The sequence below is a fragment of the Streptomyces sp. NPDC002795 genome, assembly GCF_042888725.1.
Lineage (GTDB): Bacteria > Actinomycetota > Actinomycetes > Streptomycetales > Streptomycetaceae > Streptomyces.
In genome coordinates this window covers 57219-72224 of record NZ_JBIAQB010000003.1, presented here as the reverse complement: position 1 = coordinate 72224, position 15006 = coordinate 57219, and the positions used below count along the sequence as shown (strand labels likewise).

The 15006-nt window shown below is 72.5% G+C and carries 15 protein-coding genes; 4 read left to right on the top strand and 11 right to left on the bottom strand.

Annotation, left to right across the window (positions count from 1 at the left end):
• Window positions 1–26 precede the first annotated feature (26 nt).
• Together ACFYWS_RS09655 and ACFYWS_RS09650 are read right to left on the bottom strand one after the other, a co-directional pair.
• Window positions 27–587 carry a YbaK/EbsC family protein gene (locus ACFYWS_RS09655; protein WP_389272059.1) on the bottom strand — a complete coding sequence of 187 codons (561 nt, stop codon included), beginning with the start codon at window positions 585–587 and terminating at the stop codon, window positions 27–29.
• Between the two features lie 43 nt (window positions 588–630).
• Window positions 631–1203 (bottom strand): helix-turn-helix domain-containing protein, encoded by a 573-nt coding sequence (locus ACFYWS_RS09650; protein WP_389272056.1) that lies wholly within the window; start codon window positions 1201–1203, stop codon window positions 631–633.
• Between the two features lie 131 nt (window positions 1204–1334).
• On the opposite strand from ACFYWS_RS09650, the gene ACFYWS_RS09645 reads away from it, so the two are divergent.
• Window positions 1335–2201, top strand: coding sequence for an EamA family transporter (locus ACFYWS_RS09645; RefSeq protein ID WP_389272053.1), 867 nt, complete (start codon window positions 1335–1337; stop codon window positions 2199–2201).
• Between the two features lie 183 nt (window positions 2202–2384).
• Here the strand turns inward: ACFYWS_RS09645 and ACFYWS_RS09640 are convergent, their stop codons facing one another.
• The gene (locus tag ACFYWS_RS09640) at window positions 2385–3683 is read right to left on the bottom strand and encodes an MFS transporter (RefSeq protein WP_389272050.1); all 1299 of its coding nucleotides are present in this window, start codon (window positions 3681–3683) and stop codon (window positions 2385–2387) included.
• Window positions 3684–3707: 24 nt separating this feature from the next.
• Entirely contained in the window at window positions 3708–4451 is a 744-nt protein-coding gene (locus ACFYWS_RS09635; RefSeq protein ID WP_389272047.1) for an acyltransferase, read from the bottom strand.
• Window positions 4452–4591: 140 nt separating this feature from the next.
• Between ACFYWS_RS09635 and ACFYWS_RS09630 the strand changes: the two genes are divergently transcribed.
• The gene (locus tag ACFYWS_RS09630) at window positions 4592–5119 is read left to right on the top strand and encodes a gamma carbonic anhydrase family protein (protein WP_389272044.1); all 528 of its coding nucleotides are present in this window, start codon (window positions 4592–4594) and stop codon (window positions 5117–5119) included.
• 39 nt (window positions 5120–5158) lie between these two features.
• On the opposite strand, the gene ACFYWS_RS09625 is transcribed toward ACFYWS_RS09630, so the two are convergent.
• From ACFYWS_RS09625 to ACFYWS_RS09615, 3 genes are all read right to left on the bottom strand, one after another.
• Window positions 5159–5803: a DedA family protein gene (locus tag ACFYWS_RS09625; RefSeq protein WP_389272041.1), complete on the bottom strand. Its 645-nt coding sequence runs from the start codon at window positions 5801–5803 to the stop codon at window positions 5159–5161.
• Window positions 5804–5892: 89 nt separating this feature from the next.
• Complete coding sequence (locus ACFYWS_RS09620) at window positions 5893–7488, bottom strand: carboxylesterase/lipase family protein (RefSeq protein ID WP_389272038.1); 1596 nt, start codon at window positions 7486–7488, stop codon at window positions 5893–5895.
• A 147-nt stretch (window positions 7489–7635) separates the two neighbouring features.
• Window positions 7636–8088: a DUF4442 domain-containing protein gene (locus ACFYWS_RS09615; protein ID WP_389272035.1), complete on the bottom strand. Its 453-nt coding sequence runs from the start codon at window positions 8086–8088 to the stop codon at window positions 7636–7638.
• A 148-nt stretch (window positions 8089–8236) separates the two neighbouring features.
• On the opposite strand from ACFYWS_RS09615, the gene ACFYWS_RS09610 reads away from it, so the two are divergent.
• A complete protein-coding gene (locus tag ACFYWS_RS09610; protein ID WP_389272032.1) occupies window positions 8237–9538 on the top strand; it encodes an MFS transporter in 1302 nt (433 codons plus the stop codon).
• On the opposite strand, the gene ACFYWS_RS09605 is transcribed toward ACFYWS_RS09610, so the two are convergent.
• The 3 genes from ACFYWS_RS09605 to ACFYWS_RS09595 all read right to left on the bottom strand — a co-directional run bounded on the left by ACFYWS_RS09605 (window position 9525) and on the right by ACFYWS_RS09595 (window position 12742).
• Entirely contained in the window at window positions 9525–10400 is an 876-nt protein-coding gene (locus ACFYWS_RS09605) for a spermidine synthase (RefSeq protein ID WP_389272029.1), read from the bottom strand. The two genes, ACFYWS_RS09610 and ACFYWS_RS09605, sit on opposite strands and share 14 nt — an antisense overlap.
• A gap of 172 nt (window positions 10401–10572) precedes the next feature.
• Window positions 10573–11754, bottom strand: coding sequence for an elongation factor Tu (gene tuf, locus ACFYWS_RS09600; protein ID WP_389272026.1), 1182 nt, complete (start codon window positions 11752–11754; stop codon window positions 10573–10575).
• A gap of 280 nt (window positions 11755–12034) precedes the next feature.
• Window positions 12035–12742, bottom strand: coding sequence for a DNA alkylation repair protein (locus ACFYWS_RS09595; protein ID WP_389272023.1), 708 nt, complete (start codon window positions 12740–12742; stop codon window positions 12035–12037).
• A gap of 87 nt (window positions 12743–12829) precedes the next feature.
• Between ACFYWS_RS09595 and ACFYWS_RS09590 the strand changes: the two genes are divergently transcribed.
• A complete protein-coding gene (locus ACFYWS_RS09590; RefSeq protein ID WP_389272020.1) occupies window positions 12830–13561 on the top strand; it encodes a TVP38/TMEM64 family protein in 732 nt (243 codons plus the stop codon).
• Here ACFYWS_RS09590 and ACFYWS_RS09585 read toward each other — a convergent pair.
• On the bottom strand, window positions 13473–14720 hold the full coding sequence (locus tag ACFYWS_RS09585; protein WP_389272017.1) for an MFS transporter: 1248 nt from the start codon (window positions 14718–14720) through the stop codon (window positions 13473–13475). The genes ACFYWS_RS09590 and ACFYWS_RS09585 overlap by 89 nt on opposite strands.
• Window positions 14721–15006 lie beyond the last annotated feature (286 nt).

Here is a 15006-nt window from a genome sequence, read left to right as displayed (position 1 = left end):
CCGCGCGGCGGGGGTGAGGCGGCGCGTCAGACCGTGACGCCGAGACCCTCCACCACGACGGCGCCCGGGAGTTCGGAGAGCGCCTTGCCCGGCACGATCAGCTTGCCGCGGCGCGTGCCGCTGCCGATGAGGACGTGCGGGAGGTCGACGACGGCCGCGTCCACGAGGACCGGCCAGCCGGCGGGCAGGCCGATCGGGGTGATGCCGCCGTACTCCATGCCGGACTCGCCGGTCGCGATGTCCATCGGGGCGAACGAGGCCTTGCGGGCGCCGAGTTGGCGGCGCACGGCCCCGTTGACGTCGAGCTTCGTCGCGGACAGGACGACGCAGGCCGCGAGCGTGGTCTCGCCGCCGCGCTTGCCCGCGACGACGACGCAGTTCGCGGAGGCGTCGAGCAGTTCGGGGCCGTAGTGCTCGACGAACGTCGCCGTGTCGGCCCACTCGGGGTCGGTGTCGACGTGGATCAGGTCCCGCGCGGGCACGGTGCCGCGCCAGTCGCGGACGGCGTCGGCCACGGGCCGGGTGAGCAGGTCGAGGGCCTCGGGGGCGGCGAGTACATGGTCGAAGGTGCCGATGGGTGCGCGCATGGCGGCACGCTAACAGCCGCCGTGCGGGCGCCGACCGGGTGTCTCAGCGTACGAAAGGCACCGATACGGCCATGATCATCTCGACGTCCTCGGTCCCGTCGTTGCGGTAGGAGTGCGCTGTGCTCGCCTCGAACGAGACGCTCGCTCCCGCGGGCACCTCGTGCGGGGCGCCGTCCACGACGAGGGTCAGCTCGCCGGCCGTGACATGGACCAGCTCGATGGTGCCCTGCGGGTGCGGGTCGGAGTCGCTGCCGTCGCCGGGCACGAGCCGCCAGTCCCACATCTCCAGGGGGCCCTCGGACTCGGTTCCGGCGAGCAGCCGGTTGTAGCTGCCGGCTTCCGTGTGCCACAGGCGCACCGCCTGGTCCTCGGTCACGATGCGGACGTTGGGGCCCTGTTCGTAGTCGAGCAGCGTGGTGATGCTGACGCCGAGCGCGTCGCCGATCTTGACGACGGTGCCGATGCTCGGGTTCGTGCGGGCCTGCTCGATCTGGATGAGCATGCCGCGGCTGACGGCCGCCCGGGCGGCGAGCGCGTCGAGGGTGAAGCCGCGCTCGGACCGCCAGTGCTTGACGTTGCGCGCGAGCGCCTGGTTCAGGAGATCGAGATCCGCCACGTTCCGTCCAGGATTGGGACCAGAGAGACCAGAGGGGCCAAGAGGTCAATATTTTGGATGACAGCGTTCAGTTCATTGAACTACGGTGTGGTGCACCACAGCGTCCAGCGAACTGTACTGCGAGGTACGGCATGACAGCACTCTTCGCCCTGACCACGAGCCTCATGTGGGGCCTGGCCGACTTCGGCGGCGGGCTGCTGACGCGACGGATCCCCGCGCTCACCGTAGTGGTCGTCTCGCAGACGATGGCCGTGGTCGTGCTCGGCGTGATCGTCGTCGCCACGGGTGCCTTCTCGACGGCGGGACCGCAGTTGTGGTTCGCCGTCGCCGCGGGCCTGGTCGGGCCCGTCGCCATGCTCGCCTTCTACAAGGCGCTCGCCCTCGGGCCGATGGGCGTCGTCTCGCCGCTCGGCTCGATCGGGGTCGCCGTGCCGGTCGGCGTGGGGCTCGTGCTCGGGGAGCGGCCGGGGGTGCTGCAGTTCGCGGGGATCCTGGTCGCCGTCGTGGGCGTGGTCCTGGCCGGTGGTCCGCAGTTCAGGGGCGCGCCGGTGCAGCGGCAGGCGGTGCTGCTCACGCTGCTGGCGGCGTTCGGGTTCGGCGCGGTGATGGCGCTGATCGCGGAGGCGTCGACGACGCTGACCGGGCTCTTCCTCGCGCTGTTCGTGCAGCGGGTGACGAATGTCGTGGCGGGCGGGAGCGCGTTGTACGTGTCCGCGAAGCGGGGTGGGCGGGTGCTGCCGGAGGAGGGCGGGTGGCGGCTCGTCCGTACGTCGCTTGCGGCGCTCGCGTTCGTGGGGCTCGCGGATGTGGCGGCCAACGGAACGTACGCGCTGGCCGCTCAGGAGGGGCCGGTTACCGTGGCGGCGGTGCTGGCGTCCTTGTATCCGATTGTGACGGCGCTGGCGGCGCGGGGTGTGCTCAGTGAGCGGCTGCGGGGGGTGCAGGCGGCGGGGGCGGGGTTGGCTCTGGTCGGGACGGTGTTGTTGGCGGCGGGGTGACGTGTCGGCGGCGGATGTGGTTGCGCTCACGGGGCTCCGCCCCGGACCCCGCTGCTCAATCGCCGCAGGGGCTTGATGGGCCCGGTGCCGCCACCGCCTTGGGCGGCAGGGTGGGCAAGGCGGCCCCCGGCGCCGCGCGCACAGGACCCGCGCCCCAGGACCCGCACCCCAGAACCCCGCCGGTCAGAGGCGATAGCGCCGCAGCGCCGGTGCCGCCACCGCGAGGACCAGCATCGCCAGCACCACCAGGAGGCCTCCCCCGGCCACCGCCGGCCGCGCGCCGAAGGCTGACCCCGCCGAGCCGTGGAGGACATCCGCCAGGCGGGGGCCACCCGCCACGACCACCGTGAACACGCCCTGCATACGGCCCCGCATCTCGTCCGTCGCGGCCGACAAGAGGATCGCCCCGCGGAACACCATGGACACCATGTCCGCGATCCCGGCCACCGCGAGGAACACGACCGCGAGCCACAGGCTGCCGCTCAGGCCGAACCCGGTGATCGCCAGGCCCCACGCCACGATCGCCCCGATCACCATCCACCCGTGCCGCTTCGCCCGCGAGAACGTCCCGGAGAACAGCCCCCCGAGCACCGCCCCGATCGGAATCGCCGCGAACAGCAGCCCCAGCGCGAGCCCTTCCCCGTACGGCGCGTAGGTCTCCGCGGCGAGCTGCGGGAACAGCGCGCGCGGCATGCCGAACACCATCGCGATGATGTCCGCGAGGAAGGACAGCAGCAGCACCTTGTGCGTGGACATGTAACGGAAGCCGTCGACGATCTCCCGCACACCCGCCCGCTTCTTCGCGGCCGCGACGAGCGGCGGCAGCGACGGCAGCTGGTACACCGCCCACACGGTGACGCACAGGGCGACGGCGTCGATCAGGTACAGCTCCGGCAGCCCGATCACCGGGATGAGCACACCCGCGAGGAGCGGTCCGACGACCTGGCCGGTCTGCATCACCGTCGAGCCGAGCGCGTTGGCCGCGGCCAGTTGGCTCTCCGGCACGAGCCGCGCGATGGACGCGTTGCGGGCCGGCGCGTTGAGGCCCCAGAACGCCTGCTGCACCGCGAGCAGCACCATCAGTACGGCCACCGAGTCGAGCCCGCATATCGCCTGCACCCAGAACAGGACCGAGGTGACGGCGATGCCGCTGTTGGTGATCAGAAGCAGCTTGCGCCGGTCCATGTGGTCGGCGATCGCGCCGCCCCACAGCGCGAACACCACGAGCGGTACGAGCCCCGCCATGCTCGCGGCGCCGACCCAGGCCGACGAGCCGGTGATGTCGAAGATCTGCTTGGGAACGGCGACCGCGGTGAGCTGGCTGCCGACGGCCGTGACGATGGTCGAGGACCACAGGCGGCGGTAGGCGGGGATGCGCAGGGGCCGGGTGTCCATGGCCCAGCGGCGCCAGCCGCGCGGCTTGGCCTCAACCTCCGTGCCGTCAGCGCTCGTTGTGTCGTCGCTCGTCTCGCTCGTGTCCACGGCTTCCCTGGTTGCTCGCTACATCTATCTGGTCCGGGGTTCAGTGTCCCAGGCGTCGTCGTCGAGTTCGGACAGAGCGACCAGCTGGTCCGGCGTGACCCCCTCGGGGATCCCCCGCGGCGCCGGTGTCCTGAGCGGCGGCTGCCAGCCGGACTCCGCGTCCCAGCTCCGTACGACGCGTGCGGGCGCACCGGCGACCACCGCGTGGTCGGGTACGTCGCCGCGCACCACCGCCCCGGCCGCGACCACCACGTTGCGGCCGATACGGGCGCCGGGCAGGATCACGGCGCCGGTGCCGATCCAGCAGCCGGGGCCGATCTCGACCGGCTCCATCCGGGGCCACTGCTTGCCGATGGGCTCGTGCGGGTCGTCGTACGAATGGTTCGTGGACGTGATGTAGACGTACGGGCCCATGTAGACGTCGCTGCCGATGCGCACCGTCGTATCGGCGATGACATGGCTGCCGCGGCCGATCACGACGCCGTCGCCGAGGGTCAGGATCGGGTCGGGGCCGAGGTCCAGATCCGGCATCAGGCCCGCGGTCAGGGTCACTTGCTCCCCGATGATGCAGTGCGCGCCGAGCCGGATCCACGGCTCGCCGAACAGCGTGCCCTGGGGGAACGCGAGCTTCGTGCCGTGCCCGATCGCGCCGAACCGGTGCCCGCCGGGCTGCCGCGCGGTGACCGCGCCCTTGCGCTGCACCCAGCGCCATCCGGCCTGTACGAGCCGGTGTCCTGGCCCACCCTTGTCGTTCCGCTTCTTCGGCACGGCGTCACGTTACCCACGCGTATCTTCCACCCCCACCTCGCCGACCTGTGATCTTCGCCCCACGGGTACCTTTCCCTTGGCGCGACGCATGCATGACACACACCGCATGACACGTACGACACGTAGGGAGCACAGACCTCATGTCCCACGAGGCACTCGTCACCGGCATCGGCGACAAGGAACCGAAGGTGGATCCGGAGGCGTTCGTCGCCCCGACGTCCGTGGTGATCGGCGACGTCACGCTGCACGCGGGCGCGAGCGTCTGGTACGGCGCGGTGCTGCGGTCCGAGGTCGAACCGATCACGCTCGGCGCCGACAGCAACATCCAGGACAACTGCACGGTGCACGTCGACCTCGGCTTCCCGGCGACGATCGGCGAGCGGGTGTCCGTGGGGCACAACGCGGTGCTGCACGGCTGCACCGTGGAGGACGACTGCCTCATCGGGATGGGCGCGACCGTGCTCAACGGCGCGGTGATCGGGGCGGGTTCGCTGGTCGCGGCGCAGGCGCTGGTGCCGCAGGGGATGGTGGTCCCGCCCGGGTCACTGGTCGCGGGCGTCCCGGCGAAGGTCCGCAGGGAGCTTTCCGCGGAGGAGCGGGAGATGGTGACGCTCAACGGGACGCACTATGTGGAACTGGCGAAGGTGCATCGGGGGGTGCACGCGTAGGTTCACCCGGCGACGGGGGCGCGGTCGCGGGGCTTGGATTCACACGGACTGCGGCTCCGCCTCCGCCGCCTCGTGATCCGCCACCATCTTCGCCGCCCGCCGCTTCACGATCAGCATCGAGCCGAGGCCGATCAGCACCGCCACCGCGAGGCCCACGTACGAGAACCTCTTGAGCCAGTCCTCCGCGACCACGCCGACGTAGTAGATGACGGCGGTCGTGCCGCCGGCCCAGACGATGCCGCCCAGGACGTTCGCGATGAGGAACTTCCAGTACGGCATGTGCAGGACGCCCGCGAGCGGACCCGCGAAGATGCGGAGCAGGGCGATGAAGCGGCCGAAGAAGACCGCCCACATGCCCCACTTCTCGAAGGACCGCTCGGCGGCGCCCACGTGTCCGGGACCGAAGTGCTTGGGGAACTTGCGTCCCATCTTGGCGAGCAGCGGGCGCCCGCCCTTGCGGCCGATGGCGTACCCGATGGAGTCACCGACGACGGCGCCCGCGCTGGCGCAGGCCCCGAGGACGAACGGGTTGACGTCACCGTGCTGCGAGGAGAGCAGGGCCGCGGAGATGAGCACGATCTCGCCGGGCAGCGGGATGCCGAGGCTCTCGACGCCGATCACCCCGGCCACCAGGGCGTACACGGCGACCGCCGGAATCGTGTCGAGCCATGCCTGGACGTGCATCGACGTCGCCTCCCGTACCCACCAAGATCAAAATGTGCCCGGCGCGCGCTCCCCTCCGGTACGCGCACGCCGGGCAGCCTACCTGCTCCCTATGACGCCGCCGCGTCCCACAAGGTGCAGTGATGCTCGCGATGAACATCCGTGGAGAGGGTGATCCCGCCCACACCGGACGTCTTCAGGGACAACACGCGGCCGGGTGTCCGCCGCTGGTCGGGCATGGCCGGAGCACCGTCGGCCCGCGGGGCGCCGCCTCTGATGAAGGAGCCCCAGTACCGCACCATCCGGTCGGCGAGCGCCCGCTGCTCCGTGTTGAGCGGGGAGTCGAGCCCGAAGTGCTTGAAGAGGTACTGCACCTCATTGACGTGCGTGGCCCCGAAGTCGAACTTCTTGCCCGCCTCCCTGATCGACGCGAACGGAGGCGAGGTGCGGTCCGCGAACTCGTACGCGTAGACGGGCGTCCCGCTCTTCGCGAGCCGCCGGTCGAGCCGGAGCGCCGGGCACGCCATGAGCTGGTCGCCCTGGGCGGCGGCGTACGCGTGGGTGGGCGACGCGTGCTCGGAGAGGGGGTACGCGCGCAGGGCCTTCTCCCCCGTCGCCTTCCCGAACGTGTCCGTGAGCGCCTTCGGGTAGGCCTCGGCCGTGAGCGGTGTGCCCTGGCCGTCGTACGCGCCGTACGCGAAGAGGCGTCCTTCGTCCTTGTTGGCGCCGTTGAGGACGGGTACGGGTGCCGAGCGGCCCGCGGCGATCGCGGCGGCCGGCTGTTCGGGAAGGAAGTCGCCGCCGGTCACCGGCGCCCAGTCGAATCCGGCCTGCGCGTCCAGGATCTCCTTGGCGGACCTGCCGCGCAGGCACGCCACCGTGTCGGCCGCGGCGCCGCATCCGGCCTTCTCCGCGAACCTGGCCCCCTCGGCGACGGCCGCCGCGTGTTCGCGGGCCGCGCAGTCCCCGTACGCCCCGGACTCGATGATCCCGGCCCGGAACAGGCCGCGTCCGCCCGGCGACGCGAGCTGGGTGCACACCGAGCGGCCGCCCGCGGACTCGCCGGCGATCGTCACGCGGTCCCGGTCACCGCCGAAGCGGCCGATGTTGGCGCGCACCCAGCGCAGTGCCTGCTGCTGATCCTGGAGGCCGAAATTGCCCGAGACCCCGTCGGACGCCTGCTTGTCGAGGCCCGCCGCTGCGAGGAACCCCATCGCCCCCAGGCGGTAGTTGACGGTGACGACGACCGTGCCGGTGCGGCGGGCGAAGGTGTCGGGGACGATGTCGGCGCCCGCGCCCGCGGTGAGCCCGCCGCCGTGCAGCCACACCATGACGGGCCGCCCCGCCGATCCGTCCGGCACGTACACGTTCAGGTCGAGGCAGTCCTCCGTGTAGGTCGGGTCCTCGTATCCGGGGTCCCAACTCGACGTCTGTACGCATCTGTTGGAGAAGTCGGTGGCGTCGCGCACGCCGTGCCAGGACCGCACCGGTCGCGGCTCCCGCCAGCGCAGTTCGCCGACGGGCTGCGCGGCGTACGGGATGCCGAGGAACTGCCGCCCCTCGTCCGTGTGCTGACCGCGCACCCAGCCGGACGCGGTGTGCACCAGGGCGCCTTCGGGCCGTTCGGTGGAGTGTGCCGGTACCAGGGCCGCGGCGGTCGCCGCCACCACAGCCGCGAGCACCACGCGTATGCGACCGCGCCTCATGTCACTTCCCCCTCTTCCGCGAAACCGAAGCGGAAACTATGACCGCCGGTGACTCGTGTCAATGAGTTGAACAAGAAACGAGTCGAACAAGAAACGAGGGAGGCACCGCCCCGTCGGACGGCGCCTCCCTCGTCGTACGGAACCCGCTCAGCTGTTGGGGCGCAGCGTCCAGGTCACCGTCATCTCGCCGGTCACGGCGCCGTCCTCGCGCGTGATCTCGATGCTCACCGGGAACTCGGGGCGCTCGCCCGCGTCGAGTTCGGCGATCACGTCGGCGGCCGGGCGGCCGAGTGTCGCGGTGGCGGTGACCGGGCCCATCGCCAGCTTCTTGTACGCGATGTCGGCGCTCACGGCGAGCGGCACGGCGCGCGAGAGCTGGTCGCCGAAGGCGGCGAGCACGATGGCTCCGCTCGCGGACTCGCCGAGCGTGAACATCGCTCCGGCGTGCGGTCCGCCGACGTGATTGTGGTAGTCGGCCTGGTCGGGCAGCGCGACGACCGCCCTCTCGGGCGTGGTCTCGTGGAACTGGAGGTTCAGGGTGCGGGCCATCGGCACCGTGGCGGCGAGCATCTCGCCGATGGACATCTGATCTGTGCTCATGGCCGAATGTTACCCACGGGTAGCAAGCTTGACCATCCCCACCCCTCCCGCGCGAACAACCGGGATATATCAGGCATCACTCGACCAATCACCCGGTGTCCGGGGAAACGGTTTGTCGATTCAGCGGCACGGCGGCGATAGTCCCTCCGTGACCTCTGCCGCCGCCCCCGACCCGAAGCGTCCACGCCTGCGCCCCGCGTGGGCCGGACGGAACTACACGCTGCTCTCCGTCTCGGCGGTCGTCACGACCCTGGGGGCGCACGGCGCGCTGATCGCCTCGGCGTTCGCCGTGCTCGACGCGGGCGGCGACGGCGGCGACGTCGGCCTGGTGGCCGCGGCCCGCACGCTGTTCCTGGTCGTCTTCCTGCTCGTCGGCGGCGCGGTCGCCGACCGGCTGCCGCGGCACCACGTGATGGTCGCGGCCAACGCCCTCAACTTCCTCTCCCAGGGCGCGTTCGCGCTGCTCGTCCTCCAGGGCGATCCGAAGCTGTGGCAGATGATGGCGCTCAGCGCGCTCGGCGGCATGGGCCAGGCGTTCTTCAACCCGGCGGCCGAGGGCATGCTGATGGCCTCCGTCTCCGGCGAGCAGGCCAGCCGCGCCTTCGCCCTGTTCCGGATGGGGATGTCCGGGGCGGGGGTGGGCGGCGCCGCGCTCGGCGGTGCGATGGTCGCGGCGTTCGGACCCGGCTGGGTGCTCGCCGTGGACGCGGTGGCGTTCCTGGTCGCGGGCGCACTGCGGATGTTCCTCGACGTACGGCACATCGCGCCGCGCGAGCCCGGCGGCGGGCTGCTCGCCGACATGCGGGACGGGTGGCGGGAGGTCATCGGCCGGCCGTGGCTGTGGACGATCGTCGCCCAGTTCGCGGTCGTGGTCGCGGTGGTGGGCGCGGCCGAGTCGGTGTTCGGGCCGCTGGTGGCGCGCGACGAACTGGGCGGGGCGGGGCCGTGGGGCATCGCGCTCGGCGCGTTCGGCGTGGGCACGATCCTCGGCGGACTGCTGATGATGCGGTGGAAGCCGCGGCGGCTGCTGTTCGCGGCGACGCTCTCCGTCTTCTCCCTCGCCCTGCCCTCGGCGGCGCTGGCCGTCCCGGTGCCGCTCGGCTGGCTGATCGCCGTGATGTTCGTCAGCGGCGTCACCATCGAGATCTTCGGCGTCTCCTGGATCACCGCGCTGCACCAGGAGATACCCGAGGAGAAACTGTCCCGCGTCTCGGCCTACGACTGGTTCGGCTCGGTGGCGATGGTGCCGCTGGCCACCGCGCTCGCGGGCCCCGCGGAGACGGTCTTCGGGCGCAACGCCTCGCTGTGGGGGTGCTCGGCGCTCGTGGTCGTGGCGACGTCCGCGGTGCTGTTCGTGCCGGACGTACGGCACCTGCGGCGGCGCGAGCCGGACGGAGCCAAGGTCGCCGAGGGCGCCGCGTCACCCCAGGCCGAGGTCACCCCACGCTGAACGAACCACCCGGCGGCTCCGGCGAGGGCACCGCGTCCGCGTCCGCCACCGGCTTCGCTTCGCCGACGAAGCGGCGCAGCGCGGCGCCGTGCTCCACCCGCGCGGGGAACGCGTCGCGGGCGGTGCGCCGGGCCAGCTCCGCCACCTCCAGCTCCTCGCGCGAGGCGAGCAGCACGGCGTTGCCGAACCGCCTCCCCCGCAGCACCGCCGGTTCGGCGACCAGCGCGACATTCGGGAACACGGCGGCGAACGTGGCCAGTTGGGGCCGCAGGAACGCGAAGGGCGCCCCGTCCGCGAGGTTCGCCGCGTACGTCCCGCCGGGCCGCAGCACCCGCGCCGCCTGACGCGCGTACGCCAGAGTCGTCAGGTGCGCGGGCACCCGGGAGCCGCCGAACACGTCCCCCACCAGCACGTCCACGCAGGCGTCGGGCGCCGCCTCCAGCCAGGCCCGCGCGTCGCCGCCGTGCACCACGACGCCCGCGTCGTCCGGCACCGGCAGATGTTCGGCGACCAGCGCGAGCAGTCCCCGGTCCGCCTCGACGACGTCCTGCCGCGAGCCGGGCCGGGTGGCGGCGACGTACCGGGGCAGGGTCAGGGCGCCGCCGCCCAGGTGCAGCACGTCGAGCGGCGCGCCCTCGTCGCCGAGGCAGTCGAGGACGTGGCCGAGCCGGCGCGCGTACTCGAACTCCAGGTGGGCGGGCTCGTCCAGGTCGACGTACGACTGGGGCGCCCCGTCCACCGTGAGCAGCCAGGCCCGCCGCCGGTCGACGTCGGGCAGCAGCTTGGCGGTGCCGTGGTCGACGTCGCGGGTGACGGGTATCGGCTCGGGGCCGGGTTCAGGTTCGGGCGAGGATGCGTTCACGTGCATATTGTGCCGCGCCCTTTAAAGCCTCTGCGGCGATTGAGCAGCGGGGGGGGGGGGGGGGGGCCCCGGCCCCCCCCCCCCCCCCCCCCCCCCCCCCCCGGGGGGGGGGGCGGGGGGGGGGGCGGCCCCCCCCCCCCCCTCCTTCGGCCCCGCCCCGGACCCCGCACCCTCACAACACCCCCGTCACCGTCCCCGCCCCCACGGTCCGCCCACCTTCACGGATCGCGAACCCAAGCCCCGCTTCCAGCGGTACGTCCCGCCCCAGCTCGACCGTCATCGCGACGGTGTCGCCGGGCCGCGCCACGGCCACGTCACCGAGGTCGACGTCCCCGACGACATCCGCCGTACGCAGGTAGAACTGCGGCCGGTACCCGGTGGCGACGGGCGTGGAACGTCCGCCCTCCGCCGCCGACAGGACGTACACCTGCGCGGTGAAGCGGCGCGCGGGCCTCACCGTGCCCGGCTCCGCGACGATGTGCCCGCGCCGCACCGCGTCGCGCGGCACACCGCGGAGCAGCAGCGCCACGTTGTCCCCCGCCTGCGCCTCCTCCATCGGCTTGCCGAAGGTCTCGACGCCGGTGACGACGGTCTCCCCTTCCTTGAGGGACTCGGCCCCGTAGACCCGCACACGGTCACCGACCCGCACACGACCGCGCTCGACCGCGCCGGTCACCACCGTGCCGCGCCCGCTGATGGTCATCACGTTCTCGACGGACAGCAGGAACGGCGCGTCCACGTACCGCTCCGGCATCGGAACGTACGTGTCCACCGCGTCGAGCAGCGCCTCGATCGACGCCGTCCACCGCGGGTCCCCCTCAAGGGCCTTGAGTCCGGAGACCCGCACGACGGGCACGGAGTCGCCGCCGTACCCGTGCGCGGACAGCAGCTCGCGCACTTCGAGCTCGACCAGGTCGGTGAGCTCCTCGTCACCCGCGTCCGCCTTGTTGATCGCCACGACGATGTGGTCGACGCCCACCTGCCGGGCGAGGAGTACGTGCTCGGCGGTCTGCGGCATGATCCCGTCGAGCGCGGAGACGACGAGGATCGCCCCGTCGAGCTGGGCGGCGCCCGTGACCATGTTCTTCACGTAGTCGGCGTGGCCCGGCATGTCCACGTGCGCGTAGTGCCGGGTGTCGGTCTCGTACTCGACGTGCGCGATGTTGATGGTGATGCCGCGCTGCGCCTCTTCGGGCGCCTTGTCGATCCGGTCGAACGGTACGAACGTGCCGGCGCCGCGCTCGGCGAGGACCTTGGTGATGGCGGCGGTGAGGGTGGTCTTGCCGTGGTCGACGTGGCCCATGGTGCCGATGTTGAGGTGCGGCTTGGTGCGCACGTATGCCGTCTTGGGCATGGCGATGAGGTCCCTTCGGGAACTTCAGAGAAGCGCTGGCCTCCAAGCGGGAGGCGGGGACCCCTGAACCGGACCGACCCTCCCCCTGCGGGGTCCGCCGGACTGTCCGGAGAGGGTCAGCTTCGCGCGCCGTCAGCTGCGGCGGCAGTCAGGAAAGCGGCAGCCAGAGCCGCGTCCGCGACTGCGGACGGAGCTGCGTGGAAGGCGTGCCGGAACATGTGCCAGATCTTCTCCGACGCGGCGCCCCGCGTCGAACGATTTTCCGCGCCTGGAGCGGGAGTTACCCGCCCACGTTCTTCAGGGCCTCGCGCACCGAGAGCGGGGCCAGGGTGTCCCGGTGGGCGGCGACGAAGGACCGTACGGCGTCGGGGTCGGTCTTGGCGTACTCGCGCAGGGCCCAGCCGATCGCTTTGCGGATGAAGAAGTCCGGGTGTCCGGACTGCCGCAGGCAGTACGCGAAGAGCCGGTCCGCGTCGGTGGCGTCCTTGTGGCGGAGCTGATGGAGCAGCGCGGTCCTGGCGATCCAGAGGTCGTCGTCCTCGATCCACGCGTCCATGTCGGCGCGCAGCTTCGGGTCGGCCGCGACGAGGCCGCCGACGATGTGCGCCGCCAGGTGGTCGACCGTGTCCCACCACGGCACGGTCGTGATCAGCTCGCGCGCGACGGGCAGGAAGCCGGACGTGAGGCGGCGCACATGGCGGCGCAGGTAGTCGATCGCGAAGTAGGCGTACTCGCGCTCGGGCAGCGCCCAGCAGCGCGGCGCGACGGCGGTGAGATCGGTCTCGTCCGGGCGGGGTGTGCCGTCGAGCACGGCCTTGGTCAGCTCCCGGCGCACGGGGGACGTGAGGCCGAGGAAGGGGGCCACGTCCTTCATGTACGCGCGCATCCGCACGGCCCGCTCGGGGTCGGCCGCGGCGCCGTACACCTCGGGGAGCCGGGCGAGCAGGGTGTCGGCGAGAACGCTCGGCGGGGGCGCGGCGACGGTCATGTGACGCTCCTCGCAAGTAGGGCAAGAACCGGGAAAGTGAGACACAACCTACGGCGATCTTATGTGGGGGTCGGTTAGTCTCCCCGGATGTTCGAGACCGTCCCCGCCCGTCCCGCCGGGTTCGCCGCCCGCTGCGGGCAGGCGCTGCTCTCGCCCTGGTCGCGGCTTTCCCTGCTGGTGCTGCTGCTGGCCGCGGGTGCGACGTGCGTGCTGCTCTTCGAGCCGCAGCAGCTGATCACGCAGGGCTGGCCGCCGCAGGTGAACGGGGCGGCGGCGGTCGTCCTGTTCGCGGTGGCGTACGGGGTGTGCACGGTCGCCTTCGTGCCCAGACCGCTGCTCAACCTGGCGGCGGGCGCCCTGTTCGGCTCCCAGCTGGGGCTGCTCGGGGCGATCGGCGGGACGGTGCTCGGCGCCGGGCTCGCGTTCCTGCTCGGCCGGCTGCTCGGCCAGGACGCGCTGCGGCCGCTGGTGCGCGGGCGCTGGCTGAAGGCGGCGGACGGGCAACTCAGCGAGCACGCCTTCCGGTCGATGCTCGCGGCGCGGCTCTTCCCCGGTGTCCCGTTCTGGGCGGCGAACTACTGCGCGTCGATCTCGAAGATGAGCATCGTCCCGTTCCTCCTCGCCACGGCGCTCGGCTCGATCCCGAACACGGCGGCGTACGTGGTGGCGGGCGCCCGCGCCTCGACGCCGACGTCCCCCATCTTCCTGATCGCGATGGGCTTCATCGTCGTCACGGGGTGCGCGGGCGCGGTGGTGGCGTGGTGCAAGCGTCATCAGCTGCGGAAGCAGCCGTCGGACCGACCGGAGCAGTCGGACTGACCGGCTCCCCCTTGAGTCCCCTGCCGAGGCACAGCGTCACCGCGACGGAGGCCACGGCGAGCGCCGTCATCGCGGTGGCGGGCGAGGTCGCCTCGGCCAGCGCGCCCGCGAGCACGGCGCCCACTCCCTGCATGGTCAGCATGCCCGCGGTGTGCAGCCCGAGGGCGTGCCCGCTCAGGCTCTCCGGGGTCAGCGCCATCAGCCGCTCCTGCAACAGCAGGCTCGCCGAGAATCCGACCGAGGCGAGGGCGACCGCCGCCACGGCGAACGGCAGGGCGGGCCGCAGGGCGAACACCAGGTACGGGACGGCGAGCAGCAGCCGCAGCGGTGCGGCGAGCCGGGCGCGCCACCGGGGCGGCAGGAAGCGTCCGGTGAGGATGTCCCCGGCGAGCATCCCCAGCGCGGCGCTCGCGAGCAGCACGCCCGCGTGCCCGGTGTCGTACGGGACGAACAGCGCCTCGCAGCCGACGATCAGCCCGTTGGGCAGCCACAGCGCGAGATAGACGTACCGGCGCGGCACCGAGGACCACAGGGCGGCGTTGCCGCGCATCGTCTCGCGCGCGGACGGGCGGCCGGCTGCGCGCGCCGGGTGCCGGGACAGTCCGCAGCGCGCGGCCACCGCGGCGAGCCCGTAGAGACCCGCGCCGACGAGGAGCGTGCCGCGCGCCGACAGTACGGCGACCAGCAGCCCGCCCAGCGTGTACCCGAGGATCTGGCAGACGCCCGTGCTCATGTTGAGGACGGAGCGGCCGAGCAGATAGCCGTCGCGGGCGAGGATGTCGGTGAGCATGCCGTAGCGGACCCCGCCGCCGAGCGCCGACGGCACGCCCTGGACGAGGACGAGCGCGAGGGCCGCCGCCGTCGGAAGACCGGGCGTCGCCTGCGCCGCCGTGGCGAGCCCGAGGAAGAGCGCGAGCCCTGTGAGGGCCGCGCGGGGCGGCACCCGGTCCGCCGCCGAGAGCAGCGTGAGCGCGCCCACGACCTGGGCGAGCGAGGGCCCGAACATGGCGAGCGCGGACAGCAGCGGCGATCCGGTCGAGGCGTAGACGAGCGAGCCGAGAGCGATCCCGCCGACCGTCCGCCCGGCGGTCTGCAGCGAGGCGGTGGCGAAGAGCGAGGGGTACTCGGGCGTGCGGAACAGGTCCCGGTAGGTGTCCATGGGGGGAGGCTGCGGGGCGCGGGACGACGAACGTTAATGTTTCGCGCACTCGCGAAACGACGGACGGGTGCGGGCGGCGACTCGCGGGACGATGGCGTGCCGAGCGAGGCCCCGGCGGGCGCGTACGGGTGCGGGCGGCGCCTCGCGGGACAACGGCGTGCCGAGCGAGGTGCGGTGAGCACGTACGGGTGCGGGCGGCGACTCGCGGGACGATGGCGTGCCGAGCGATGCCCCGGCAGGCGCGTACGGAAGCGGGCGGCGCCTCGCCGGACGACGGCGTGCCGAG

What these genes read in the sequence shown, in the direction of transcription:
- ACFYWS_RS09655 (WP_389272059.1), bottom strand. Translation starts at nt 587, where the DNA reads ATGCGCGCACCCATCGGCACCTTCGACCATGTACTCGCCGCCCCCGAG.
- ACFYWS_RS09645 (WP_389272053.1), top strand. Translation starts at nt 1,335, where the DNA reads ATGACAGCACTCTTCGCCCTGACCACGAGCCTCATGTGGGGCCTGGCC.
- ACFYWS_RS09630 (WP_389272044.1), top strand. Translation starts at nt 4,592, where the DNA reads ATGTCCCACGAGGCACTCGTCACCGGCATCGGCGACAAGGAACCGAAG.
- ACFYWS_RS09625 (WP_389272041.1), bottom strand. Translation starts at nt 5,803, where the DNA reads ATGCACGTCCAGGCATGGCTCGACACGATTCCGGCGGTCGCCGTGTAC.
- ACFYWS_RS09620 (WP_389272038.1), bottom strand. Translation starts at nt 7,488, where the DNA reads ATGAGGCGCGGTCGCATACGCGTGGTGCTCGCGGCTGTGGTGGCGGCG.
- ACFYWS_RS09615 (WP_389272035.1), bottom strand. Translation starts at nt 8,088, where the DNA reads ATGAGCACAGATCAGATGTCCATCGGCGAGATGCTCGCCGCCACGGTG.
- tuf (WP_389272026.1), bottom strand. Translation starts at nt 11,754, where the DNA reads ATGCCCAAGACGGCATACGTGCGCACCAAGCCGCACCTCAACATCGGC.
- ACFYWS_RS09595 (WP_389272023.1), bottom strand. Translation starts at nt 12,742, where the DNA reads ATGACCGTCGCCGCGCCCCCGCCGAGCGTTCTCGCCGACACCCTGCTC.
- ACFYWS_RS09590 (WP_389272020.1), top strand. Translation starts at nt 12,830, where the DNA reads ATGTTCGAGACCGTCCCCGCCCGTCCCGCCGGGTTCGCCGCCCGCTGC.
- ACFYWS_RS09585 (WP_389272017.1), bottom strand. Translation starts at nt 14,720, where the DNA reads ATGGACACCTACCGGGACCTGTTCCGCACGCCCGAGTACCCCTCGCTC.